The sequence below is a fragment of the Streptomyces apocyni genome (genome assembly GCF_009739465.1).
GTDB classification, from domain to species: domain Bacteria; phylum Actinomycetota; class Actinomycetes; order Streptomycetales; family Streptomycetaceae; genus Streptomyces; species Streptomyces apocyni.
Genome location: NZ_WHOM01000035.1, coordinates 1 through 22,465 on the forward strand (window position 1 = coordinate 1; position 22,465 = coordinate 22,465).

Here is a 22,465-nt window from a genome sequence, read left to right on the forward strand (position 1 = left end):
GGGGGCGGGCGGTTCGTCGGTCGGCGCGGGCGCCGAGGGGGACGCTGGTGCCGATTCCGCTTCCGCGGGCTCGGGCTGAGCGGTGGGCGACGGGTCGGACGGTTCCGGGGTGGCTGGTGAGTCCGCCGAGGGGGACGGGGGCGCGGGTTCGCGCTTCGCGGCGGGACGGGCCGGGGCCGCCCGCGACGTGCCGCGTACGGTGCCGTCCGGCTCCAGGAAGGCCGGGTTGCCGCCGGGCACCAGGCCCAGCTCACGGGCGCGCCGCTCCAGCGCGTCCGGTGCCGCGTGGCGGTCCACGTCGCGTTGCAGCCGCTGCCGCTCCTCGGTCAGCTCGGTGGTCTTCTTCCTCAGGTCACTCAGCCGGAACGATCCCTCGTTCAGCGAGGAGTTCAGCACCAGCAGCGCGATCAGACCACCGCCCAGCAGCATCACGACCAGCAGCACGAACGGCATCCGCGCGGCCGATGCGGGCGACGTGGGCAGCACCCGCTCCAGCAGCGCGACCCGCCCTCCGGGGCGCTGCCTGGCGCTCACGACACGTCCTCCCGGACGCGCTGCGCGCCGCGCAGCCGGGCCGGGGCTGCTCTGCGGTTCTCGGCGACCTCTTCCTCGGTGGGCAGTTCGGCGCCCCGCGTCAGGAGCTTCAGCCGTGGCTGGTAGCGCTCGGGCACCACCGGCAGGCCGGGCGGCGCTGTGTTGGCCGCGCCCGCCGCGAAGACCTGCTTGACCAGCCGGTCCTCCAGCGAGTGGTACGACAGAACGGCGATCCGGCCACCGACGGCGAGGGACTTGACGGCGGCCGGGATCGCCCGCTCCAGAACGGAGAGTTCGCCGTTGACCTCGATGCGCAGCGCCTGGAAGGTCCGCTTGGCGGGGTTGCCGCCGGTGCGCTTGGCGGCCTGCGGCAGGGCGTCACGGATGAGTTCGACCAGCCGCGCGCTGTTGCTGAACGGCTCCTTCTCGCGCTCGCGCACGATCGCCGACACGATCCGCTTGGCCTGCTTCTCCTCGCCGTACGCGCGCAGGATGCGCACCAGCTCGCCTGGGGCGTAGGTGTTGAGGACGTCGGCGGCGCTGAGTCCGGTCGTCTGGTCCATGCGCATGTCGAGGGGCGCGTCCTGCGCGTACGCGAACCCGCGGTCCGCCTCGTCCAGTTGCATGGAGGAGACACCGAGGTCGAAGAGGACACCCTGGACGCCGGGGATGCCGAGGCGGTCGAGCACCTCGGGGAGTTCGTCGTAGACCGCGTGTACCAGCGTGGCCCGGTCGCCGTACGGTGCCAGCCGCTCCCCGGACAGGCGCAGCGCTTCCTTGTCCCGGTCCAGGGCCACCAGACGTGCCTCGGGGAACGCCTGGAGCAGGGCCTCGCTGTGACCGCCGAGGCCGAGCGTGCAGTCGACGACGACCGCCCCGGGCTGGGTGAGCGCGGGGGCCAACAGGTCCAGGCACCGCTGGAGCATTACCGGGACATGTCGGGTGTTGCTCAAGGGGCCCTCTCAAGATCCGGCGCCCACACGTACGCACCGCCGGGTCCCCGCCCGCTCGAAGAAGGGGAGGCCTGCTGGCGCCGGGAAGTGGCGTCAGCCGACCGAGAGCGGGAGGAGGCCGAGCCGTACGTACGCGCCGCACACATGGGGAGATTCGCGGGGAGTCTCCGGGATTCGGGATTTCCGTCCAGCGGTGGCTGGCCCTGGGCCCTGTCCGGCCTGGGGCGCTCCCGCTTCGCGTCACTTTAGTCCACCCCGTCCCCCGGTCAATCTCCGGCCACGCCCCGGATCTGCGCGTCGCTCGCCGGTGGGTTCACCCGTACGGATGCGACCGGCTTCCGTATGTGGATTACCTCACAACACCGCCCGTTGACGTCCTTTGTCCCTTCTCACAGCGAGCCTGGACGGTCCGTGCGCATTACCGTCGACCACATGTCGACTTCGCTGCCCATGGACCCAGCCGATGCCATGTCTCCCGTCAGCGGTTCCGTCATGGACCGCCTGGTGGAGGCCAACGAACGCTACGCCTCTCAGTTCACCGACCCGGGGATGGACGCGCGCCCCGTACTGAAGGTCGCGGTGGTCGCCTGCATGGACGCCCGACTCGACCTGCACGACGCGCTCGGCCTTGCCCTGGGTGACTGCCACACGATCCGGAACGCGGGCGGCGCGGTCACCGATGACGTGATCCGCTCCCTGACCATCAGCCAGCGCGCGCTGGGTACCCGCAGTGTGATGCTGGTCCACCACACCGGCTGCGGCCTGGAGAGCCTGACCGAGGACTTCCGGCACGAGCTGGAGGAAGAGGTCGGCCAGCGCCCGCCGTGGGCCGTGGAGGCGTTCCGCGATGTCGACCAGGACGTGCGCCAGTCGATGCAGCGGGTACGGACCTCGCCCTTCCTCTTGCACCGCGACGACGTTCGGGGCTTCGTCTTCGACGTCTCGACGGGTCTGCTGCGGGAGATCCATCGCGACTAGGCAAACCCGAAAAAGTGCCCTAAACCTCACATAACGGCGCCAGTTATCCACAGGCAAGTGACACAACGCGGTACCGGCAACAAGAATGCGGGGGTGGCACCGCGCCGGAACCCTTCGCGCGGGGTGCCCGTGTTTCGGGGAGGGCCGGGTCGCACAGAGCGGACTCGGCCCGTGCGAGGGCCGAGGAGGGCCGGGTGACGACCTATGAAGATCGAGCGAGCCTCACTGATCTGACCACCACTGTGGAGCGTGTCCGCAGGTCGGTGGAGGGTGTGATCGAGGGCAAGCCGGAGGTCGTACGGCTTTCGCTGACCGTGCTCCTCGCCGAGGGGCATCTGTTGATCGAGGATGTTCCGGGCGTGGGCAAGACCATGCTCGCCAAGGCACTGGCGCGGTCCATCGACTGCTCAGTGCGCCGTATCCAGTTCACACCCGACCTGCTGCCGTCGGACATCACCGGGGTGTCCATCTTCGACCAGCAGCAGCGGGACTTCGAGTTCAAGCCGGGCGCGATCTTCGCGCAGATCGTGATCGGCGACGAGATCAACCGCGCCTCGCCGAAGACCCAGTCGGCGCTGCTGGAGTCGATGGAGGAGCGCCAGGTCACCATCGACGGCCAGTCGTATGAACTGCCTGACCCGTTCATGGTGGTGGCGACGCAGAACCCGGTGGAGATGGAGGGCACCTATCCGCTGCCCGAGGCGCAGCGCGACCGGTTCATGGCCCGGGTGTCGGTCGGGTACCCGTCGCCGGAGGCCGAGTTGCAGATGCTCGACGTACACGGCGGGATCTCGCCGCTGGACGATCTGCAGCCGGTGGCGCACGCCCACGAGATCGTCAAGCTGATCGAGGCGGTGCGCGCGGTGCACGTCGCGGACGCCGTGCGTCGGTACGCGGTGGACCTGGTCGGGGCCACCCGCAACCACCCGGACCTCAGACTCGGCGCGTCGCCGCGCGCGACGCTGCACCTGCTGCGGGCCGCGAAGGCCTCGGCGGCGCTCAGCGGCCGGGAGTACGCCCTGCCGGACGACCTGCAGTCCCTCGCGGTCGCGGTGCTGGCGCACCGGCTGCTGCCCACCGCGCAGGCGCAGTTGAACCGGCGCACGGCCGAGCAGGTCGTGCTGGAGATCCTGCAGCGCACGCCGGTGCCTCAGGCGCAGCTGCCGGGGCAGGCGTATGGCGGCGTGTCTGGCGTGTCCGGTGGGCCTGGCGTTCCTGGTGGTGCTGGTGGGTCTGGTGTTCCCGCCGCGCCGGGCTACGCTCCGCAGCAGCCCGGCGCCCGGAGGCTGTGATGACGGCCGGCGCACCGCCGGCGGACGCCGGTTTCCCGACAGCGGACCGGGAGCGGGGCGCCGTACGGACCACGCTCGCGGGGCTCACCACGCGGGGCCGGTCGTTCCTGGCCGCCGGGGCGGCCGCCGCGGTCTGCGCGTATGTGCTCGGCCAGGGTGACCTGCTCCGGGTCGGGCTGCTGCTCGCCGTGCTGCCGCTGGTGTGCGCGATCGTGCTGTACCGCACCCGGTACCGCGTGGCCGGGTCCCGGCGGCTGTCCCCGGGACGCGTGCCCGCGGGCACGGAGTCCCGGGTCCAGCTGCGGATCGACAACGTCTCCCGGCTGCACACCGGGCTGCTGATGCTGCAGGACCGGGTTCCGTATGTGCTGGGGCCCCGGCCGCGGTTCGTGCTGGACCGGGTCGAGGCGGGCGGGCGCCGTGAGGTGTCGTACCGGGTGCGCTCGGATCTGCGCGGGCGCTATCCGCTGGGGCCGCTGCAACTGCGGCTGACGGACCCGTTCGGCATGTGTGAGCTGACCCGCTCCTTCAGCGCGTACGACACGCTGACGGTTATTCCCCGGGTCACAGCGCTGCCCCCGGTACGGCTCTCCGGGGAGGCCTCGGGGTACGGCGACGGGCGGCAGCGCTCGCTGGCGCTCGCCGGTGAGGACGACATCATTCCGCGCGGCTACCGGCACGGCGACGATCTGCGGCGGGTGCACTGGCGCTCCACCGCGCGGTACGGCGAGCTGATGGTGCGGCGCGAGGAGCAGCCACAGCGCGCCCGCTGCACGGTGCTGCTCGACACCCGGGGCGACGCCCTCCAGGGGGCGGGCCCCGACTCGGCGTTCGAGTGGGCCGTGTCCGGAGCCGCCTCCGCGCTGGTCCACATGCTCGAACGGGGCTATTCGGTACGGCTGCTGACCGACACCGGCGCGTCCGTGCCGGGCGAGGGCTCCGACGGCTTCGCTGGAGCCAGCCAGGAGTCGGCGGATGCCGCCGGGCTGATGATGGACACACTGGCGGTGATCGACCACTCCGACGGCGCGGGCCTCTCCCCCGCGTACGACGTGCTGCGGAGCGGCAACGAAGGGCTGCTGCTGGCGTTCCTCGGCGACCTGGACGAGGAGCAGGCGGCCGTGGTCGCCCGGATGCGGCAGCGCAGCGGGGCGGCGGTCGCCTTCGTGCTGGACAGCACCGCCTGGACGCGCGGCGAAGGCCCTTCGCCGCAGCTTGAGACGCGGCTGCGGATGCTGCGGGAGTCGGGCTGGACGGCGGTCGGGGTGCCGCCGGGAGCGGATCTGGGCGCGCTGTGGCGGGAGGCCGACTGGCAGCGCACCAGCGCCGGGCCCGCGCCCATGGGAGGTACTACTACGGGGGGTTGGGGATGAGCGGTCGCGCGCGACTCGCGCTGTGTGCCATGGCGGCCACGCTGATGGCGGCGTGCGCCCTGCTGCCGCTGATGGATTCGGCGACCTGGATTCTCCAGGCGGGCCTGCTGCTGGCCATCCAGACCGGCGTCGGGGCGGTGGGCCGCAGGGTGCCGCTGGCCCGGCCGCTGACGGTGGCGGCGCAGGCCCTGGTGACCCTGCTGATACTGACGGCGATGTTCGCCGGCGGCCAGGCCATCGCCGGGGTACTGCCGGGCCCTGAGGCCGTCCAGCAGTTCGGAGCGCTGTTCCAGGCCGGTACGGACGACGTCGCGCGGTACTCGATCCCGGCGCCGCTCACCGAGGGCATCAAGCTGATGCTCATCGGCGGCGTGCTGGCCATCGGCCTCGCGGTGGACGCGCTCGCGGTGACCTTCCGCAGCGCGGCCCCGGCCGGGCTGCCGCTGCTCGCGCTGTACTCGGTCGCCGCGGGTCTCTCCGACGGCTCCGGTGGCTGGTTGTGGTTCCTGCTGGCCGCCGTGGGCTATCTGCTGCTGCTCTTGGCCGAGGGCCGGGACCGGCTCTCGCAGTGGGGGCGGGTCTTCGGTGGCGCCCCGCAGCGGCCGGACGCGATGGGCGGCGGCCTGGGTGCGGGCGGCGGAGCGGTCGCGCCGGTCAGGACCGGCCGACGGATCGGCGCGGTCGCGCTGGGAGTCGCGTTGGCGGTCCCGGCGGCCCTGCCCGCCCTGGACGGCGGACTGCTCGACCGCGCGGGACGGGGCGGCGGCGCGGGAAGCGGCGGCGGCACCATCTCCGCGGTGAATCCGCTGGTCTCGCTGCAGAACAGCCTGAACCAGCCGAACGACCGCGAGGTCCTCACGTACCGCACGAACTCGGAGGAGACCAAGGACCTCTATCTGCGGATCGTCTCGCTCGACCAGTTCGACGGCACGGCCTGGAAACCCGCGGAGCGGCGCATCGAGGATGTGCCGTCGCCGTTCCCGAGCCCGCGGGGCCTGGAGCCCCAGGTGCGTAGCACCACCGTCCAGACCTCCATCTCGGCGGCCGACTGGTACGCACAGGACTGGCTGCCGATGCCCTTCCCGGCGACCCGGGTGGACATCGACGGGCGCTGGCGGTTCGAGCCCGTTGGCCGGACCCTCGTGGGCGACGGCGGGCAGACCACCCGCGGCAAGCGGTACCAGGTGGACAGCCTGATCGTGCAGCCGACCGCGCAGCAGCTCGCCACCGCCCGGCCCGCGCGCGAGTCCATACTCCGCCCGTTCACCGCCCTGCCCGACTCGCTGCCGCGGGACGTGTTCGACACGGCCAGGACGGTGACCCAGGGGGCCGCGAACGACTACGAGCGCGCGGTCAAGCTCCAGGACTGGTTCGCTTCGGACGGTGGCTTCCGCTACGACACCGAGGTGGACGCGGGCAGCGGTTCGGAGGCGATCAGCCGCTTCCTGCAGCAGAAGGAGGGCTTCTGCGTCCACTTCTCCTTCGCCATGGCCTCGATGGCCCGGACCCTGGGCATCCCGGCGCGGGTCGCGGTGGGCTTCACCCCGGGTTCCCCGTCATCGGACGGCACGATGTCGGTCGGGCTGCGGGACGCGCATGCCTGGCCCGAGCTGTACTTCGAGGGCGCGGGCTGGACGCGGTTCGAGCCGACGCCCACCCGCGGCTCGGCGCCCGACTACACCAGGGAGCAGACGCCGTCGGGCAGCCCGAGCAGCAGCGCGGCGCCCGAGCCGGCGCAGTCGCAGGCCCCGGACGAGGAGCCGGAGCCCACGGCGTCGGACGACTGTCCCGTGGAGCTGCGGCGGCTGGGCGAGTGCGAGGACGCCGCGGCGGTGGGCGACATCGGTGAGGACAGCGGCGGTCCGCCGCTGGGCATGATCGCGGGCGTGGCCCTGGCCGTGCTGGCCGTTGTGGTGGTGCCGTTGCTGCCCATGGTGTGGCGCGGCCGGGTGCGGAAGCGGCGGCTGGGTGCCGGTGGGGCTTCGGACGCGGACGCCGCGTCGCGGACCCTGGCGGCCTGGCTTGAGGTGACCGACACCGCCTGGGATCACGGCATCGTGCCGGACGAGTCGCTGACTCCGCGCAAGGCGGCGGCGCGGATCGTGCGGATCGGCCAGCTGGAGACGGCCGCGGCGGAATCCGTCCACCGGGTCGCGGCGGCGGTCGAGCAGGTGCTGTACGCGCCGGAGCCTCGCCTCGTGACGGAGCTCGGCGAGGATGTGCGGCGGCTGCGGGCCGGATTGCGGGAGACCACGAGCCGGACGGGTCGGATGCGGGCGACACTCGCGCCCCGCTCGGCCGTCCGGGTGGTGTGGCAGGCTGCCGACCGCTGGTCGGCGCTCAGCGGCCGCTGGAACGCCAGCGGCTGGGCCAGCGCGGAACGATGGGGCGCCTTCCTGCGCCGTCCGGGCAAGCAGCAGGGGTAGGGGGCCTGGGGCCTGGGGCGCGCGGAGGGTCCCACGGGAGGAGCCGCTGCGGCGTGTGGACACCAGAGGGTGTCGGCAGGCCGCAGCGGCTCTGTGCGTGCTGGGCATCCTCGGCGCGCTGGGCTCAAGGGTCGGAACGAAAACAGCGTGGGTGGGAAGTGAACGCCTTCGGGCGTTCACTTCCCACCCACGCTGTGGGGGTCAGGTCTCAGTGTTGTTGGCCGCCTTGGCCCTCGTCCCTGCGGCGCTGCCAGCGCTGCTCGATCCGGCCCATCATCGACTTTCGCTGCTTGCCCTGACGGCGGGCAGCAGGTGCGTCGGGCGCCGCGCCGGGAGCCTGTTCGCCAGGCTTGGGCGCCTTTCGCCAGCCGGTGACCGCGAGAACTGCGCAGCCGAGCATGACGAGAAAACCCACCACGCTGACCCAGATCAGTTGTGCGACCATTCCGGCCATGAGGAGCGCGATACCCAACAGAAAGCCAGCGACCGCCTGGTAGACCCGTTTCCGGGTGTACGTACGCAGCCCGCTTCCCTCAAGCGCTGTCGCGAACTTGGGATCTTCGGCGTACAGCGCTCGCTCCATTTGCTCGAGCATTCGCTGCTCGTGCTCCGAGAGCGGCACGGAGTCCTCCTCATCGTGCAGTCGCCGGGGCGACCGGGGGTCCCCTTCAGGATAGGCAGGGAATCGCCCCCGTGAAACCCGCCCCTCTACGCCAATTCGCCATTCCGGCCCGCAGGGCGTTCCGACCAGCTGAAGCGTTCATTCCCCAGCCGCCGATCCGTCATGCCGAACGGTGTCCTTCGATCATACGGTGCGATGCACCCGATCGGGGGGCCTGCGGCCCACTCCATGCACGCCTACGGTGCTGATCAGGAGGATTTCACGGGTTCCGGGCTCGCTTGATCCGCCGGACGGACCCTAGGTACCCGGCGCACCGCGCTTTTCGGCCAGGACGTGCAGCTGGGTGGCGACCGAGTGGAACGCGGGCTGCTCCGCCGCCGCGGCCTCCAGCCTGAGCAGGGCGTCCATCGCCCCCGGCTCGGTGTCGACCAGCACTCCGGGGACCAGGTCGGCGAAGACCCGTACGCCGTGCACCGAGCCGATCCGCAGCCCCAAGGAGGTGACCAGCTCGGTCAGCTGCTCGGCGGTGAAGCGCCGGGGCACCGGGTCCCCCTCGCCCCAGCGTCCCGCCGGGTCGGTGAGGGCGTGCTGGGCCTCGGTGAAGTGACCGGCCAGCGCCCGGGCGAGCACCGCGCCACCCATGCCCGCGGCGAGCAGGCTGAGGGTCCCCGAGTCACGCAGCGCGCCCACGACGTTACGCACGCCTTCGGCTGGGTCGTCCACGTACTCCAGCACGCCGTGGCAGAGCACCGCGTCATAACCGCCGCGCCGCACGACGTCAAAGAGGCCGTGCGCGTCGCCCTGCACGCCGGTCACCCGGTCGGCGACTCCGGCCTCGGCGGCCCGCCGCTCCAGGGCGAAGAGCGCGTTGGGGCTGGGGTCGACGACGGTGACGCGGTGCCCGAGGCCGGCTACCGGCACCGCGAAGTTGCCACTGCCGCCCCCGGTGTCGAGCACATCGAGTGACTCCTGCCCCGTCGCCTTGACCTGACGGCTGAGGGCGTCCTGCAGGACCTCCCAGACGACGGCGGTACGGAGAGAAGCGCGGGGGCGCATCGGGTCCGACACGGCAGTTGACTCCTCGGCGCGGCACCGCCTTGTCTGCGGCGGAGCGTGAACGTTGTACTGGGAGCCCCCACCCTATTGCCTCTGGCCCGCTGCCTGGTCATCGTGGGCCGCCTGTCCCGTACGGGGCGGGGGCAGCACCGGCTGAAGCGCCAGCATCCGCTCGACTATGCGCAGGAACATCCCGGCGTCACGCATCAGATCGTCGGCGTCGCGGGGGCTTGCCGCGCCCTGGATGCCCGCCTCGGCGCGGGCGCGGCGGGCGGCTCCGGAGGCGAACAGGGCGCTCCACTCGGTCAGCTCGGGCGCGGTCTCCGGGAGCACCTCCCAGGCGCTGCGGATGCGTCGGCGCCGCCGCTCGGTGGCCTCCGGGCGGCCGCGGGCGGCGAGCACGGCGGCGGCGGTGCGCAGTGCGGCGAGGTGTGCGGCGGCGTAGCGCTCGTTCGGCGCCTGCAGGAGCGCCGCCTCGTCGAGGCCGCCGCGGGCCTGTGCGAGCAGGGCGAGGGCTGCGGGTGGTGCCGTCTCCCGGCGCAGGACGGGGTGGATGTCGCTCGCTGGACCGTTCAGTGAGGGGGCAGGGCCGGTGGTGCGGCGGCGGCGTGCTGCGGCGGCTGCGGACGAACTGGCCATGACGAACCTCCTGTCGTCGTGTGACGGCGCGTGGCCGTATGTGTCCATCCTGCGACACGCCACTGACAATCGGTCCTGACCTGCACATTTACCTCGATCACGGGTTCGCGTGGCGCGCGTGAACCACACCGTGCGCGCACCACGACGCGCGTGAACGACACCATGCGTGAACGACAAAAAGCGCTGGACCGGTGCCGCTCGTTTCCGAGCCGCACCGGTCCAGCGCATCCCCCCGCGCCCCCCGTGTACCGTTCCGCCGCCCCGTGTCGGCGGTGCCAGCACCACGTCCCCTCCGTGGCCTCCACTCTGTCGTCTCCGAGGGTGGCACCCCATCCGCGCGGCTACTTATCTCTGGTACTAGGTACGGATACTCAGACGGGTGTGCTCATCCTCAAGTCAGGGCGCGACCCACTGGCTACGATCACGTCCGTGTCCGTACTCCCTTTGGTGTTCACCAGCGGCTGGGCCAGCGGTATCAACGCCTATGCCGTCGTCCTGCTGCTCGGCGTCTTCGGGGCCACCGGCCTGACCGACGACGTGCCCGCCTCACTGCAACGCACGGACGTGCTCGTCGTCGCCGGTGTGCTGTTCCTCTGTGAGGCGGTGGCCGACAAGATCCCCTATGTGGACTCGGTCTGGGACGCCGCGCACACCGTGATCCGACCGGTGTCGGGTGCGGTCGTGGGAGCGCTGCTCGCGGGCCAGAGCGGCTCGCTGTCCGATCTGGCGGCGGGCGCGGTGGGCGGTTCGACGGCCCTGCTCAGCCACTTCGTGAAGGCCGGGACGCGCATGGCGATCAACACCTCGCCTGAGCCGTTCAGCAACATCGTGATGAGTACGGCCGAGGATCTCGGGGTCGGCGGCCTGGTGACGTTCGCCCTCTTCTACCCGGAGGTGGCGGCGGTCATCGCGGGCGTGCTGCTCCTGCTGGGGCTGGTGATACTGCTCTTCCTCGCCCATCGCATCCGGCGGTTCCTGCGCCGCAGGGCGCAACGCCGCGAGGAGAAGCGGCTGGCGGGAGCGGGCCTGGCGCCACCGCCCGGCTGAGAGCCTGGGTCCGGGCTGTCAGTGCGGGCCGATAAAGTCGCTGGCATGGCACGGATTACGGTGATCGGCGCTGGGATGGGCGCCATGGCGGCCGCCGCCCGGCTGGCCGTGGCAGGCCACCGGGTGGTGGTGTTCGAGCGCGCTGACACCTACGGCGGCGCGCTGGGCCGCTTCGCGCGGGACGGCTTCACCTTCGACACCGGTCCCGGACTGCTGCCAGTGCCCGCCGTCTACCGCGATCTGTTCATCAAGACCGGCAAGCAGCCCCTTGAGGACGTCGTCGAGCTGGTCCAGGTGGAACCAGCCGTGTGCCATGTCTTCGCCGACGGTACGGAGGTCCGGCTGCCGAACGCCTCGCGGGCCGGTGCCGTGGCCGCGCTGGACACCGCGCTGGGCGCGGGCGCGGGCGAGCGCTGGGGCTCGGTCATGAACCGCGCGCGGGAGGCGTGGGACCGCACCCGCCGCCCGCTCCTGGAGGAGCCGCTGTGGCCGAACTGGCAGGTGCTGGCGGAGCGCGAGCCCTACCCCGCGGTGCCGCGGCGCCGGATGCTGCGCCGTAGCCGTACCGCGACCACCCTGGCTGAGGTGGGTGAGCTGGAGCTGGGCGACCCTCGGCTGGTCGCGCTGCTGGAGAGCCACGCCCTGGCGCACGGCCTCGATCCTCGTACGGCACCGGCGAGCGCCGCCGTCCTGCCGTACATGGAGCAGTCCTTCGGGGCCTGGTACATCCGCGGCGGGATACGTGAGCTGGCCCGGGCGGTGTACGAGCGGTGCCTGGCCCGCGGGGTCGAGTTCCGTTTCGGGTCCGAGGTGACCCGGATCGTCGAGAAGGACGGCCGCGCGGCGGGCGTCGAGTCGGCGGACGGCACGGTCGAGGAGGCGGACTTCGTCGTGGCGGGCGTCGCGCCAGGCGTGCTCGACTCGCTGACCGCGCGTCCCGTGTGGGGCGATGTCGGCCCGCGGTCCGGGCTGCCGAGCCGGTTCACCGTGCTGCTCGCGCTGCGCGGCGGCCGCCCCGCTCACACCCCGCATCGCACGGTGCTGCACGCCGCTGACCGGGCGGACGAACTGAACCGCCTGTTCACCGCACCGGACCCGGGTGGCTGCGCCGCGCCCACGGTCACCGTGCTGCGCCCCGATGACCCGGGGCCGACGCCGGAGGCGGACCACGAGGCGGTCACGCTGACAGCCACGGTGCCCGCGTACGGCCGCGCCGGGCAGCTCGACCCACAGGGTGCGGAGACGGTGGCGGACCGCCTGCTGACCGTGGCCGAGCGCGCGCTGCCGGGCCTGCGCGAGCGGCTGCTCTGGCGCGAGATACGTACCCCGGCTGACGTGGCCCGGGCGACCGGAGCCGATGACGGTGCGGTACCGGCTCCCGCGCTGGCCGCGGCCGCCGGACGGCTGCTGCACCCGGCCAACACCACCGAACTCCCGGGGCTGCACCTGGTCGGCGGCTGGTCGCACCCTGGCGGCGGCCTGCCGCACGCGGGGATGTCGGGCGCGCTGACCGCGGGGCTGATCGTGGAGGGGCCGGAGTTCCGCGGCTCGCGCTGAGCCGCGGTCGGCTGGGGCGCCTGTCCGACTCCCGATTCCTGATCCGCCGGACAGCCCCTAGCGGGTCAGGAGCGGGGCGGGATCAGTAGCGGTACGGCTGCTGCTGCTCGTCGTAGCCGGTGCCATAGCCGTCCTGGTACGGCGGCTGCTGCTGTTCGGGCTGCGGCTCGCCGCCGGACAGCTCGTCGCCGTTGCGCTGCTGCGGCACCCAGACGCCGCCGGGCGGGGTCTCGGTGGCTCCTGGATAGGCGGCGGCCCCGTACGGGTCCTGGTAGCCGGTGCCATAGCCCTGCTGCTCGCCCGCGTAGGTGTCGTACGGGCTCGGGCTGCCGTAGGTCTGGGTGCCGATGTAGGGGTCGGAGTAGGCGGCGTACTGCTGCTGTGACCCGGTGTCGTAGCCGTACTGCTGCTGGTCGTAGCCGGAGTAGCCGTACTCCCCCGTGGCGGCCTGGGCGGGCTGGGGCGGGTACGCCGTGTCCTGGTAGATGCCGTACTGGCCGGTGTCGTCCGGCATCGGCTCCGGGGCGTAGACCTGGGACGTCAGCGCCGTATGCGCCGGGTCCTCCGGGGCCGTCGCGGGCTCCGCGAAGTCCTGGCCGGACCCCGCCTCCCGCTCCGGTTCGTAGTCGGCGTCGTACTCCAGGTCGCTGACCTCGAGCGTCGGGTCCTGCTCGACCGCTCCGCTCGTCTTACGGCGACGGCTCTCACCCGGGCTGCCGCCGATCGCCCAGCCGGTCGAGAAGCCTCGGCGGAAGGACAGCGTCACAAACGTCTGCCCGATGGCGAACGCGGCGGTGCCGACGCCGATCACCGGCAGGGACCGCAGCAGCACTCCGAAGACCACACCGACGAAGCCGATGAAGGCCAGCATCCGCCAGCGCAGCCGCGCCTTGTACTGCAGCAGCACCTCGCCCAGCAGCCACAACGCGACCACACCGAACGCGATGTAGAGGACCGCCCAGCCCATGTACGCCCCTCTCCTACGGCCACCCCGCCCCGGTCGGGGGCGGATGGCGACCGGTCAGGCCTGCTGTTGCTCTTGCAGGCCCAGATTCTCGTAGATTTCCAGCGTCGCGGTCGAGTTGTTGAGCGTGATGAAGTGCAGCCCGGGCACTCCTTCGGCCAGCAGCCGCGCGCAGAACTCCGTCGCGAACTCGATGCCCATGGAGCGTACAGCGGCGGGATCGTCCTTGGCTGTGAGCATGCGCTCTTTCACATGCTCCGGGAAGACCGCGTTGCTGAGCTGGGGCAGTCGGGCGAGCTGCTTGACGTTGGTGACCGGCATGACCTCGGGGATGACCGGGGTATCGCAGCCCGCCGCGGCGACGCGGTCACGCATCCGCAGATAGTTCTCTGGGTCGAAGAACATCTGGGTGATCGCGTAGTCGGCGCCCGCGCGGCACTTGTCGACGAAGTGCCGGATGTCACTGTCCCAGTCGGGCGAGCGCGGGTGCATCTCGGGAAAGGCGGCGACGCCCACACAGAAGTCGCCTGACTCCTTGATCAGTCGCACCAGTTCCGCGGCGTACGTCAGGCCCTGGGTGTGCGGCACCCAGTCGCCCATGGGGTCGCCTGGCGGATCGCCGCGCAGCGCCAGCATGTTCCGGATACCGGCGTCGGCGTACTGCCCGATGATGTTGCGCAGCTCGGCGACGGAGTGGTCGACCGCGGTCAGGTGGGCGACCGGTGTGAGTGTGGTGTCGGCGACGATCTGCTGGGTCTCTTTGACCGTGCCGGCGCGGGTGGAGCCGCCCGCGCCGTAGGTCACGGAGACGAAGCTGGGCGCTACCGCCTCAACCCGGCGCAGGGAGTTCCACAGGTTCCGCTCCCCTTTCGGGGTCTTCGGCGCGAAAAACTCGAACGAGTATGAGGTTTTGCCGGTCGCGAGCAGGTCACGCACCGTAAGGGCGCGATCGATCCTGGTGGAAGCAGTACCAAGGGCCATACCCGCAGGTTAGTCAGGCCGCCGCGACACCCCAACCAGGCCGGGATGATTTGTCCATAATGTGGCTTTGTTGTCCACTACTCGGACACTTGGCGGGCGAGAGTGCGCCAACGGGACGGAGCGCGGACCTAGACCACAGGACTTAGACCTCGCGCAGCCGCTTGGCGAGGTCCGCCGCCGCGGCACCGGGGTCGTCGGCCCCCGTGATCGCACGGACGACCACCACCCGGCGGGCGCCCGCTTCGAGCACCTCGTCCAGGTTCGCGGCATCGATCCCGCCGATCGCGAACCACGGGCGGCTCGTGCCGAGCGAGGCGGTGTACCGCACCAGGTCGAGGCCGGGTGCGTACCGCCCCGGCTTGGTCGGGGTCGGCCAGCAGGGGCCGGTGCAGAAGTAGTCCACGCCGTCCTGGACCGCGGCGGCGGCCGCCTCGGACTCGGCGTGGGTGGAGCGGCCGATCAGGACATCGGCGCCCAGTACGGCGCGGGCCGCGGGGACCGGCAGGTCGCCCTGGCCCAGGTGCAGCACATCGGCGCCCGCGGCGTGCGCGACGTCCGCGCGGTCGTTCACCGCGAGCAGCTTGCCGTGCCGCCGACAGGCGTCGGCGAAGACGGCGAGGTGGTCGAGCTCTTCGGCCGCCTCCATGCCCTTGTCACGCAGCTGCACGATGTCGACACCGCCCGCGAGCGCGGCGTCGAGGAACTCCGGCAGGTCGCCCTGACGCTTGCGGGCGTCGGTGCAGAGATACAGCCGGGCATCGGCGAGCTGGGCGCGTGGCATGGAGCGGTCCCCCGTTGTCGGTGGCGTGCGGACAGCCCCCTGCCGGGGACGGCCCGCACGCCGACGGTTGTCAGGTCAGACGGCAAGCGCCTGGGCGCGACGCTTCACCTCCGTGCCGCGATTCTCGCTCAAGGCCTGCGCGGGCGTGCCAGGCAGGGTCGGGTCGGGGGTGAAGAGCCACTCGAGCATCTCTTCGTCGGAGAAACCGTCGTCCCTCAGAAGGGTCAGGGTCCCGCTCAGGCCCTTGATCACCTTTGCGTTCTCGCCGTCGATGAAGGCGGCGGGCACCTGGAGCGCCCTGTTCTCACCGCGGCGCACGGCGATCAGCTGGCCTTCCTTGACGAGCTGTCGCACGCGGGTCACCTCCACACCGAGCATCTCGGCGATGTCGGGCAGGGTGAGCCAGCTGGGGACGAGAGCATCGGTCTTTGCGTCAATCTCGGTCACAAGGACAAGCCTGCCATCCCGGACTGACAGTCGGTACCCGGCTCAGGGTCTGCCGGGCGTTTCCCGGCTGTCAGAGCGTCGTCGATTTCAGGGGTACGGACGGGTCGGCCACCCGCTCCGCGTCCAGCCGCGCCCCCGACGCGATCAGTCGCCGCCCCTGCGCCAGGTCACGCGGCCGCCCCACCGCGAGCACCGCCACCAGGGCTCCGGCACGCAGCCAGCACACCGTCCAGGCGGCGTCCTGCGGCGACCCGCGCCACACCAGGGTGTCCGCCCCGCCATGGTGGCCGGCGTACTGCACGAAGCGGCCGAACTGCTCCGACCAGAAGTACGGCACCGGGTCGTACACCTCAGGGGGAGCCGCACCGGTGATGTTCGCGGCGACGGTACGCGGGCCCTGGAGTGCGTTGTCCCAGTGGTGTACGAGGAGCCGCTGCCCGAAGCGCCCCGAGGGGAACGAGGCGCAGTCGCCCACCGCGTACACGTCGGGTACGGAGGTGCGCAGCGCGTCGTCCGCGACGATCGCGCCGTCCGGGCCGAGCTCGATGGCGGAGCCGGTGAGCCAGTCGGTGGCGGGCCGGGCGCCGATGCCGACGACCACGGCGCCCGCGGCCAGCCGGGTGCCGTCGTCCAGGACCACGGCACCCGGCTCGACCCGCGCCACGCGCGCGTGGGTGCGCAGGGACGCGCCGGACTCCGCGTACCAGTCCGCCATGGGGGCGGCGACCTCGGCGGGCAGTACTCCCGCGAGTGGCCGCTCCGCGGCCTCCACGACGGCGACCGAGCACCCCGCCGCGCGGGCGGCCGTGGCGAACTCCGCGCCGATCCAGCCTGCCCCGACCACCACGATGTCGTGCTTCTCGGCGAGCACCGGACGCAGCCGCTCCGCGTCGTCCAGGGTGCGCAGCAGATGGACGCCCGGCACGCCTTCCGCGCCGGGCAGCCGCAGCGGCTCGGCCCCGGTGGCGATCACCAGGACGTCGTAGCCGACCGGGCCGTCGGCGGTGTCCAGGAGGTGCGCGTCGGGGCGTACGCCGGTCACCTCGCACCCCAGCCGCAGCTCCACCGCCAGCTCCTCGAAGTCCACGTTGAACGCGGACCCCTCCGCCTCGCCGAGCAGCACGGCCTTGGACAGGGGTGGCCTGTCGTACGGCTGGTGCGGTTCGGCGCCGATCAGGGTGATGGTCCCGTCGAAACCCTTCTCCCTCAGGGCGACGGCGGTCTGCACACCGGCCATCCCCGCCCCGACGATCACGACACGCTGCTTCTGCTGCCTCTGCTCCGTCACCCGATCACCATAAGCAACTGACAGACCGTCAGGTAATAGGAGGGTCCCACCCACCACGCGGGCTCCGGGTCCTCCCGGGCAGCGCACCCTTATCCCGCCCGGAACGAAGGACTAGGCTGGCTTGGTAAACCACTCGCGGGAGCCCGGACGCACCGGGCTGAGAGGGAGGCTCAGGCGGCCTCCGACCGTACGAACCTGATCCGGGTCATGCCGGCGAAGGGAGGGGCTGGACGCCCATGCACGCACGCACCACTTCAGACGGCTCAGACGGCTCAGACGTCCTCGTACTAGGGGGCGGTGTCATCGGCCTGGTCACGGCCTGGCGGGCGGCCCAGCGCGGCCTGGACACCGCGGTCGTCGACCCGGCGCCAGGCGGCGGGGCCGCGCGGGTCGCGGCCGGAATGCTCGCCGCCGTCACCGAGCTGCACTACGGCGAGCAGACGCTGCTCGCCCTCAACCTGGCGTCGGCGAGGCGCTATCCGGACTTCACCACCGAACTCGAAGAGGCCAGCGGCCAGGATCTCGGTTACCGCGCGTGCGGCACGCTCGCGGTCGCCCTGGACGCGGACGACCGCGCCCACCTGCGCGAACTCCACGCCCTGCAACAGCGTTCAGGCCTGGAGTCCGAGTGGCTCTCGGGGCGCGAGTGCCGCCGCCTGGAGCCGATGCTCGCGCCGGGAGTACGCGGCGGCCTACGGGTGGACGGCGACCACCAGGTCGATCCACGCCGACTGGCCGGTGCCCTGGTCACGGCGTGCGAGCGGGCCGGGGTGCGGTTCCACCGCGACAGGGCCGACCGGCTCACCGTCGCGGGCGACCGGGCTCGTGGGGCCGTCCTGGCGGACGGCACGGAGCTCACCGCCGACCAGGTCGTCCTGGCGGCCGGAAGCCACAGCGGCAGGCTCGCCGGGGTGCCCACGGCGGTACTGCCACCGGTGCGGCCGGTCAAGGGCCAGGTCCTGCGGCTGTCCGTGCCCCGGCCGTACGCGCCCTTCCTCAGCCGGACGGTCCGTGCCGTGGTCCGCGGCAGCCACGTCTACCTGGTGCCGCGCGAGAACGGCGAACTCGTCGTCGGCGCCACCAGCGAAGAGCTCGGCTGGGACACCACGGTCACCGCGGGCGGTGTGTACGAGCTGCTGCGCGACGCGCACGAGCTGGTGCCCGGCCTCACCGAACTCCCGCTCACCGAGACCCGCGCGGGCCTGCGCCCCGGATCGCCCGACAACGCGCCGCTGCTGGGCCCGACGGCCCTGCCCGGGCTCCATCTGGCCACCGGACACCACCGCAACGGCATCCTGCTGACCCCGATCACCGGTGACGTCATGGCGCACGCCCTGACGACCGGTGAACTCCCCGAAGAGGCACGCCCCTTCACGCCCCGGCGCTTCGGCATCCTGGAGGAGCAGCCCGTATGACCACGCGTGACGACCACACCCAGACCACCCAGACCACCCAGCCCACGACCACCCAGCCCACCGAGGCGACCGTGGCCGTCTCCGTGAACGGAGCGCGCCGCGAGATCAGCGCGGGCAGCACGCTCGACACCCTGGTCGCGGCGTTGACCAGCGCCCCGTCCGGAGTCGCCGCGGCCGTCAACGAGACGGTCGTACCGCGCGGCACCTGGCAGCGCACCGTGCTGCGCGCCGGGGACCGGGTGGAAGTCCTCACCGCCGTCCAAGGAGGGTGACACCGATGGCAGACGATCCCCTGATCATCGGCAGCAGGACGTTCTCGTCCCGGCTCATCATGGGCACGGGCGGCGCGCCCAGCCTCGACGTGCTCGAACGCTCGCTGGCCGTGTCGGGCACCGAGCTCACCACGGTGGCGATGCGCCGCCTGGACCCCGGCGTACAGGGCTCGGTGCTCTCCGTGCTGACCCGGCTCGGCATCGAGGTGCTGCCCAACACCGCGGGCTGCTTCACCGCGGGCGAGGCCGTGCTGACCGCCCGGCTGGCCCGTGAGGCGCTCGGCACCGACCTGGTCAAGCTGGAGGTCATCGCCGATGAGCGCACCCTGCTGCCCGACCCCCTGGAGACGCTCGAAGCCGCGGAGACCCTCGTCGACGACGGCTTCACGGTCCTGCCGTACACCAATGACGACCCGGTGCTCGCGCGCAGACTCGAGGAGGCGGGGTGCGCGGCGATCATGCCCCTGGGGTCGCCGATCGGTTCCGGCCTCGGCATCCGCAACCCGCACAACTTCCAGCTGATCGTGGAGCACGCGCGCGTGCCGGTGATCCTGGACGCGGGGGCGGGTACGGCATCCGACGCCGCGCTCGCGATGGAGCTGGGGTGCTCCGCGGTGATGCTGGCCTCCGCGGTGACGCGGGCGCAGGAGCCGGTGCTCATGGCCGAGGCGATGCGCCATGCTGTGGAGGCGGGACGGCTCGCACGACGGGCCGGACGCATTCCCCGACGGCACTTCGCCGAGGCCTCGTCACCGGCCGAGGGGCTGGCCCGGCTGGACCCGGAGCGGCCCGCGTTCTGAGAGCGGGCCCGGACCGTCACAGGTCGGCTGCAGTACGGGTGTACGGGCCCCCGGGGGGTCCGGCGTGTCGGTGGCGGCTCGTACACTCACCTGCGTGGACACGACCCTTCAAGATCCGCTCCTCGGGCAGGTGCTGGACGACCGCTACCGCGTCGACGCGCGGGTGGCCGTCGGCGGGATGGCCACGGTCTACCGGGCCGTGGACACCCGCCTCGACCGGGTGCTCGCCATCAAGGTGATGCACCCGGAGCTGGCCGCTGACGCCTCGTTCGTGGAGCGCTTCATCCGCGAGGCCAAGTCGGTGGCGCGGCTCTCACACCCGAACGTGGTCGGGGTCTACGACCAGGGCACGGACGGCGCGTACGTCTACCTCGCGATGGAGTACGTCGCCGGGTGCACCCTGCGCGATGTGCTGCGCGAGCGCGGCGCGCTCCAGCCCCGGGCCGCGCTCGACATCCTGGAGCCGGTGCTGGCCGCGCTGGGCGCCGCCCACCGCGCGGGGTTCGTGCACCGCGACATGAAGCCGGAGAACGTCCTGATAGGGGACGACGGCCGGGTCAAGGTCGCGGACTTCGGCCTGGTCCGCGCGGTGGACACCGTCACGAACACCACCGGGTCCGTCCTGGGCACCGTCTCGTATCTGGCGCCCGAGCAGCTGGAGCACGGCACCGTGAACCCACGGGTCGATGTGTACGCCTGTGGGGTCGTGCTGTACGAGATGCTGGTCGGCGGCAAGCCGCACACCGGTGACTCCCCCGCCCAGATCCTGTACCGGCATCTGCACGAGGACGTCCCGCCCCCGTCAGCCGCGGTGCCCGAGCTGGCCGTCGAGCTGGACGAGCTGGTGGCGGCGGCGACCGCCCGCACGGCCGAGGTGCGCCCGCACGACGCGGTGGCGCTCCTGGCGCGGCTCAGGGAGGCGCGGGCCGCCCTGAGCGACGAGCAGCTGGACGCGATGCCGCCGGGGGCCCACGCGGTGCACCACGACAACGCGGAGGACCGCACCAGCGTGATCGCGCGCGCCACCGGCACGGTGCCGCGCCCGCTGCCGTCGGAGCACTACGAACACGACCAACCCGAGGTCAACCGCACCAGTCGGCTTGAGGTGCCCCCCGCCGCCCCTCCGGCACCGCCGGGACCGCCGCCCCCGGGCGGCCATCCGGGCCGTCCGGCACGGCGCGGCCCACGGCGCTCGGTGCTCGTCGTGATCGCGGCCGTACTGCTCGCGCTCGGGCTCGGCGCCGGTGTCTGGTACATCAACGTGGGCCAGTTCACCCAGGTCCCGCCCCTGCTGAGCAAGACCGAGGCCGAAGCCCGTAAGACGCTCTCCAACGCCGGGCTGGGGGTACGGGAGGTCAAGGGCGAGCACAGCAGCACCGACAAGCGCGGCACGGTCATCAGCAGCGACCCCGGCCCCGGCAGCCGGATCAGGGGCAACGGCGAGGTGACGCTGACCCTGTCGCTCGGACCGCGCGTCGCCAAGGTCCCCGACCTCAGGAACACTCCGCTTGCCAAGGCCAAGAGCCAGCTCAAGGACCTCGGTCTGGAGCCCGGCATGGTCACGCGCACGACCAGCGAGAGCGTCCCGAAGAACTCCGTGGTCCGTACGGACCCGCCTGCGGGCACCGAGCGCAAGGCGGGCAGCGCGATCGCGCTGACGGTCAGCAAGGGTGCCCCGGTCGAGACGCCGGACGTGCTCGGCGACTCCCTCGCCGACGCTCGCGACGACCTGCGCGAGGCGGGCCTGAAGGTGAAGGTCGCCCCGGAGCGGGTGTTCTCCCAGGAGGACGCGGGCACCGTCGTACGGCAGTCCCCGAGCGAGGGCACCCAGCTCGCGGAAGGCGACACGGTCACCCTCACGCTCTCCAAGGGCCCGCGCATGATTGAGGTCCCGGACGTCGTCGGCCTCAAGCTCGACACCGCCCGCACCAAGCTCACCGACGCGGGCTTCAAGGTCGAGGTCGACCGCGCGTTCCCCTTCCTCGGCGACGAGATCTCCAGCCAGTCCGTGGAGGCGGGCGAGGAGGCGCCGGAGGGCAGCACCATCCGCATCAAGACAAAGGGTCTGTAACTGCACCGGGGAGCACAGGGGTGGGGCTCTGACCAGGAGGGGTGGCGTGCCACCCTTGCTGTGTGAGCAGCAAGAGAACTCGTCATCCCGTCGGTGGGCATGTGCCCGTGGCAGGTGGACTCGCCAGCGTCGGACTGTCGTACGCGCGTGAGATGGGCGCCGAGACCGTCCAGGTCTTCGTCGCCAACCCGCGCGGCTGGGCCACCCCCGTCGGCAACCCTCGGCAGGATGAGGCGTTCCGGGCGGCGTGTGCCGCCGAGGAGATCCCCGTCTGGGTCCACGCCCCGTATCTGATCAACTTCGGTTCGCACACCGAGGCGACCGCGCTGAAGTCCGTCGATTCCCTGCGCCACTCGCTGCGCCGGGGCCGGGAGATCGGCGCACTCGGTGTCGTGGTGCACACCGGCTCGGCGACCGGCGGACGGGACCGTGACGTCGCGCTGCGGCAGGTGCGCGAGCGGTTGCTGCCGCTGCTGGACGAGCTGACCCACGACGACGACCCGTACCTGCTGCTGGAGTCGACGGCTGGGCAGGGTTCCTCGCTCTGCGCCCGTACCTGGGACTTCGGCCCCTACTTCGATGCGCTGGACGCCCACCCCAAGCTGGGCGTCTGCCTCGACACCTGCCACATCTTCGCCGCGGGTCATGACCTCGCCGAGCCCGGCGGCATGAAGCAGACCCTGGACCTGCTAGTGGACACCGTCGGCGAGGGGCGGCTCAAGCTGATCCACGCCAACGACTCCCAGGACGTGGTCGGCGCCCGCAAGGACCGGCACGCGAACATCGGCTCGGGCCACATCGGCGAGGAGCCGTTCCAGGAGCTCTTCACGCACCCCGCGACCGACGGAGTGTCGCTGATCATCGAAACACCCGGCGGGAAGGCCGGACACGCGGCGGACGTGGCACGGCTGAAGGAACTCCGCGACCGGTAGGGCCCTGACTCATACCCCCCTGGGGATATGAGTCGCT

Annotated in this window: 21 protein-coding genes and 1 riboswitch; of the genes, 11 read left to right on the forward strand and 10 right to left on the reverse strand. The window is 72.1% G+C overall.

Annotated elements, in window-relative coordinates:
* Together GCN81_RS03020 and rsmH are read right to left on the reverse strand one after the other, a co-directional pair.
* Window positions 1–534 (reverse strand): FtsB family cell division protein (locus tag GCN81_RS03020; protein ID WP_156721856.1); only part of this gene is annotated, 534 nt, incomplete at its 3' end.
* A complete protein-coding gene (gene rsmH, locus GCN81_RS03025) occupies window positions 531–1,487 on the reverse strand; it encodes a 16S rRNA (cytosine(1402)-N(4))-methyltransferase RsmH (protein ID WP_156721857.1) in 957 nt (318 codons plus the stop codon). The genes rsmH and GCN81_RS03020, both read right to left, overlap by 4 nt.
* Before the next feature lie 432 nt (window positions 1,488–1,919).
* Here rsmH and GCN81_RS03030 point away from each other — a divergent pair, with 432 nt between their 5' ends.
* From GCN81_RS03030 to GCN81_RS03045, 4 genes are all read left to right on the forward strand, one after another.
* Window positions 1,920–2,465, forward strand: a complete 546-nt coding sequence (locus GCN81_RS03030; RefSeq protein ID WP_156721858.1) for a beta-class carbonic anhydrase — start codon at window positions 1,920–1,922, stop codon at window positions 2,463–2,465.
* 194 nt (window positions 2,466–2,659) lie between these two features.
* The gene (locus GCN81_RS03035; protein ID WP_156721859.1) at window positions 2,660–3,757 is read left to right on the forward strand and encodes an AAA family ATPase; all 1,098 of its coding nucleotides are present in this window, start codon (window positions 2,660–2,662) and stop codon (window positions 3,755–3,757) included.
* On the forward strand, window positions 3,757–5,130 hold the full coding sequence (locus GCN81_RS03040) for a DUF58 domain-containing protein (protein ID WP_156721860.1): 1,374 nt from the start codon (window positions 3,757–3,759) through the stop codon (window positions 5,128–5,130). The genes GCN81_RS03035 and GCN81_RS03040 overlap by 1 nt, the downstream gene beginning before the upstream one ends.
* Window positions 5,127–7,556, forward strand: a complete 2,430-nt coding sequence (locus GCN81_RS03045; RefSeq protein ID WP_156721861.1) for a transglutaminase TgpA family protein — start codon at window positions 5,127–5,129, stop codon at window positions 7,554–7,556. The genes GCN81_RS03040 and GCN81_RS03045 overlap by 4 nt, the downstream gene beginning before the upstream one ends.
* 208 nt (window positions 7,557–7,764) lie before the next feature.
* Here GCN81_RS03045 and GCN81_RS03050 read toward each other — a convergent pair whose 3' ends face one another.
* The 3 genes from GCN81_RS03050 to GCN81_RS03060 form a co-directional block, all read right to left on the reverse strand.
* On the reverse strand, window positions 7,765–8,178 hold the full coding sequence (locus tag GCN81_RS03050; protein WP_156721862.1) for a DUF3040 domain-containing protein: 414 nt from the start codon (window positions 8,176–8,178) through the stop codon (window positions 7,765–7,767).
* A gap of 297 nt (window positions 8,179–8,475) precedes the next feature.
* On the reverse strand, window positions 8,476–9,246 hold the full coding sequence (locus GCN81_RS03055) for a methyltransferase (RefSeq protein WP_197287453.1): 771 nt from the start codon (window positions 9,244–9,246) through the stop codon (window positions 8,476–8,478).
* A gap of 72 nt (window positions 9,247–9,318) precedes the next feature.
* Window positions 9,319–9,873 (reverse strand): SAV_6107 family HEPN domain-containing protein, encoded by a 555-nt coding sequence (locus tag GCN81_RS03060; protein ID WP_156721863.1) that lies wholly within the window; start codon window positions 9,871–9,873, stop codon window positions 9,319–9,321.
* 429 nt (window positions 9,874–10,302) lie between these two features.
* On the opposite strand from GCN81_RS03060, the gene GCN81_RS03065 reads away from it, so the two are divergent.
* Window positions 10,303–10,920: a DUF4126 domain-containing protein gene (locus GCN81_RS03065; protein ID WP_156721864.1), complete on the forward strand. Its 618-nt coding sequence runs from the start codon at window positions 10,303–10,305 to the stop codon at window positions 10,918–10,920.
* Window positions 10,921–10,965: 45 nt separating this feature from the next.
* Window positions 10,966–12,477: a phytoene desaturase family protein gene (locus GCN81_RS03070; RefSeq protein ID WP_156721865.1), complete on the forward strand. Its 1,512-nt coding sequence runs from the start codon at window positions 10,966–10,968 to the stop codon at window positions 12,475–12,477.
* 82 nt (window positions 12,478–12,559) lie between these two features.
* Here GCN81_RS03070 and GCN81_RS03075 read toward each other — a convergent pair whose 3' ends face one another.
* From GCN81_RS03075 to GCN81_RS03095, 5 genes are all read right to left on the reverse strand, one after another.
* Window positions 12,560–13,444, reverse strand: a complete 885-nt coding sequence (locus tag GCN81_RS03075) for an SCO2102 family sporulation regulator (RefSeq protein ID WP_156721866.1) — start codon at window positions 13,442–13,444, stop codon at window positions 12,560–12,562.
* Between the two features lie 54 nt (window positions 13,445–13,498).
* On the reverse strand, window positions 13,499–14,422 hold the full coding sequence (gene metF / locus GCN81_RS03080; RefSeq protein WP_156721867.1) for a methylenetetrahydrofolate reductase [NAD(P)H]: 924 nt from the start codon (window positions 14,420–14,422) through the stop codon (window positions 13,499–13,501).
* 142 nt (window positions 14,423–14,564) lie between these two features.
* Window positions 14,565–15,203 carry a thiamine phosphate synthase gene (gene thiE, locus GCN81_RS03085; protein WP_156721868.1) on the reverse strand — a complete coding sequence of 213 codons (639 nt, stop codon included), beginning with the start codon at window positions 15,201–15,203 and terminating at the stop codon, window positions 14,565–14,567.
* A 75-nt stretch (window positions 15,204–15,278) separates the two neighbouring features.
* Window positions 15,279–15,650, reverse strand: a complete 372-nt coding sequence (locus GCN81_RS03090) for an Rv2175c family DNA-binding protein (RefSeq protein ID WP_156721869.1) — start codon at window positions 15,648–15,650, stop codon at window positions 15,279–15,281.
* A 70-nt stretch (window positions 15,651–15,720) separates the two neighbouring features.
* Entirely contained in the window at window positions 15,721–16,887 is a 1,167-nt protein-coding gene (locus GCN81_RS03095) for an NAD(P)/FAD-dependent oxidoreductase (protein WP_231626338.1), read from the reverse strand.
* Window positions 16,888–17,063: 176 nt separating this feature from the next.
* Window positions 17,064–17,177: riboswitch (TPP riboswitch) on the forward strand.
* On the opposite strand from GCN81_RS03095, the gene thiO reads away from it, so the two are divergent.
* From thiO to GCN81_RS03120, 5 genes are all read left to right on the forward strand, one after another.
* Window positions 17,175–18,353, forward strand: a complete 1,179-nt coding sequence (thiO, locus tag GCN81_RS03100) for a glycine oxidase ThiO (RefSeq protein WP_156721871.1) — start codon at window positions 17,175–17,177, stop codon at window positions 18,351–18,353. (Overlaps the previous riboswitch by 3 nt.)
* Entirely contained in the window at window positions 18,350–18,625 is a 276-nt protein-coding gene (thiS, locus tag GCN81_RS03105; RefSeq protein WP_156721872.1) for a sulfur carrier protein ThiS, read from the forward strand. Before thiO ends, thiS begins: the two co-directional genes overlap by 4 nt.
* A 5-nt stretch (window positions 18,626–18,630) precedes the next feature.
* Entirely contained in the window at window positions 18,631–19,425 is a 795-nt protein-coding gene (locus tag GCN81_RS03110) for a thiazole synthase (protein WP_156721873.1), read from the forward strand.
* Between the two features lie 94 nt (window positions 19,426–19,519).
* On the forward strand, window positions 19,520–21,496 hold the full coding sequence (gene pknB / locus GCN81_RS03115; RefSeq protein WP_197287454.1) for a Stk1 family PASTA domain-containing Ser/Thr kinase: 1,977 nt from the start codon (window positions 19,520–19,522) through the stop codon (window positions 21,494–21,496).
* Window positions 21,497–21,558: 62 nt separating this feature from the next.
* Window positions 21,559–22,428, forward strand: coding sequence for a deoxyribonuclease IV (locus GCN81_RS03120; protein WP_156721875.1), 870 nt, complete (start codon window positions 21,559–21,561; stop codon window positions 22,426–22,428).
* Window positions 22,429–22,465: the final 37 nt, after the last annotated feature.

Excerpts from the sequence above, each read along its gene's own strand:
- metF (WP_156721867.1), bottom strand. The coding sequence starts at position 14,422 with ATGGCCCTTGGTACTGCTTCCACCAGGATCGATCGCGCCCTTACGGTG.
- GCN81_RS03110 (WP_156721873.1), top strand. The coding sequence starts at position 18,631 with ATGGCAGACGATCCCCTGATCATCGGCAGCAGGACGTTCTCGTCCCGG.
- GCN81_RS03030 (WP_156721858.1), top strand. The coding sequence starts at position 1,920 with ATGTCGACTTCGCTGCCCATGGACCCAGCCGATGCCATGTCTCCCGTC.
- GCN81_RS03070 (WP_156721865.1), top strand. The coding sequence starts at position 10,966 with ATGGCACGGATTACGGTGATCGGCGCTGGGATGGGCGCCATGGCGGCC.
- thiS (WP_156721872.1), top strand. The coding sequence starts at position 18,350 with ATGACCACGCGTGACGACCACACCCAGACCACCCAGACCACCCAGCCC.
- GCN81_RS03040 (WP_156721860.1), top strand. The coding sequence starts at position 3,757 with ATGACGGCCGGCGCACCGCCGGCGGACGCCGGTTTCCCGACAGCGGAC.
- GCN81_RS03060 (WP_156721863.1), bottom strand. The coding sequence starts at position 9,873 with ATGGCCAGTTCGTCCGCAGCCGCCGCAGCACGCCGCCGCCGCACCACC.
- GCN81_RS03045 (WP_156721861.1), top strand. The coding sequence starts at position 5,127 with ATGAGCGGTCGCGCGCGACTCGCGCTGTGTGCCATGGCGGCCACGCTG.
- thiO (WP_156721871.1), top strand. The coding sequence starts at position 17,175 with ATGCACGCACGCACCACTTCAGACGGCTCAGACGGCTCAGACGTCCTC.
- GCN81_RS03075 (WP_156721866.1), bottom strand. The coding sequence starts at position 13,444 with ATGGGCTGGGCGGTCCTCTACATCGCGTTCGGTGTGGTCGCGTTGTGG.
- GCN81_RS03095 (WP_231626338.1), bottom strand. The coding sequence starts at position 16,887 with ATGGCCGGTGTGCAGACCGCCGTCGCCCTGAGGGAGAAGGGTTTCGAC.
- thiE (WP_156721868.1), bottom strand. The coding sequence starts at position 15,203 with ATGCCACGCGCCCAGCTCGCCGATGCCCGGCTGTATCTCTGCACCGAC.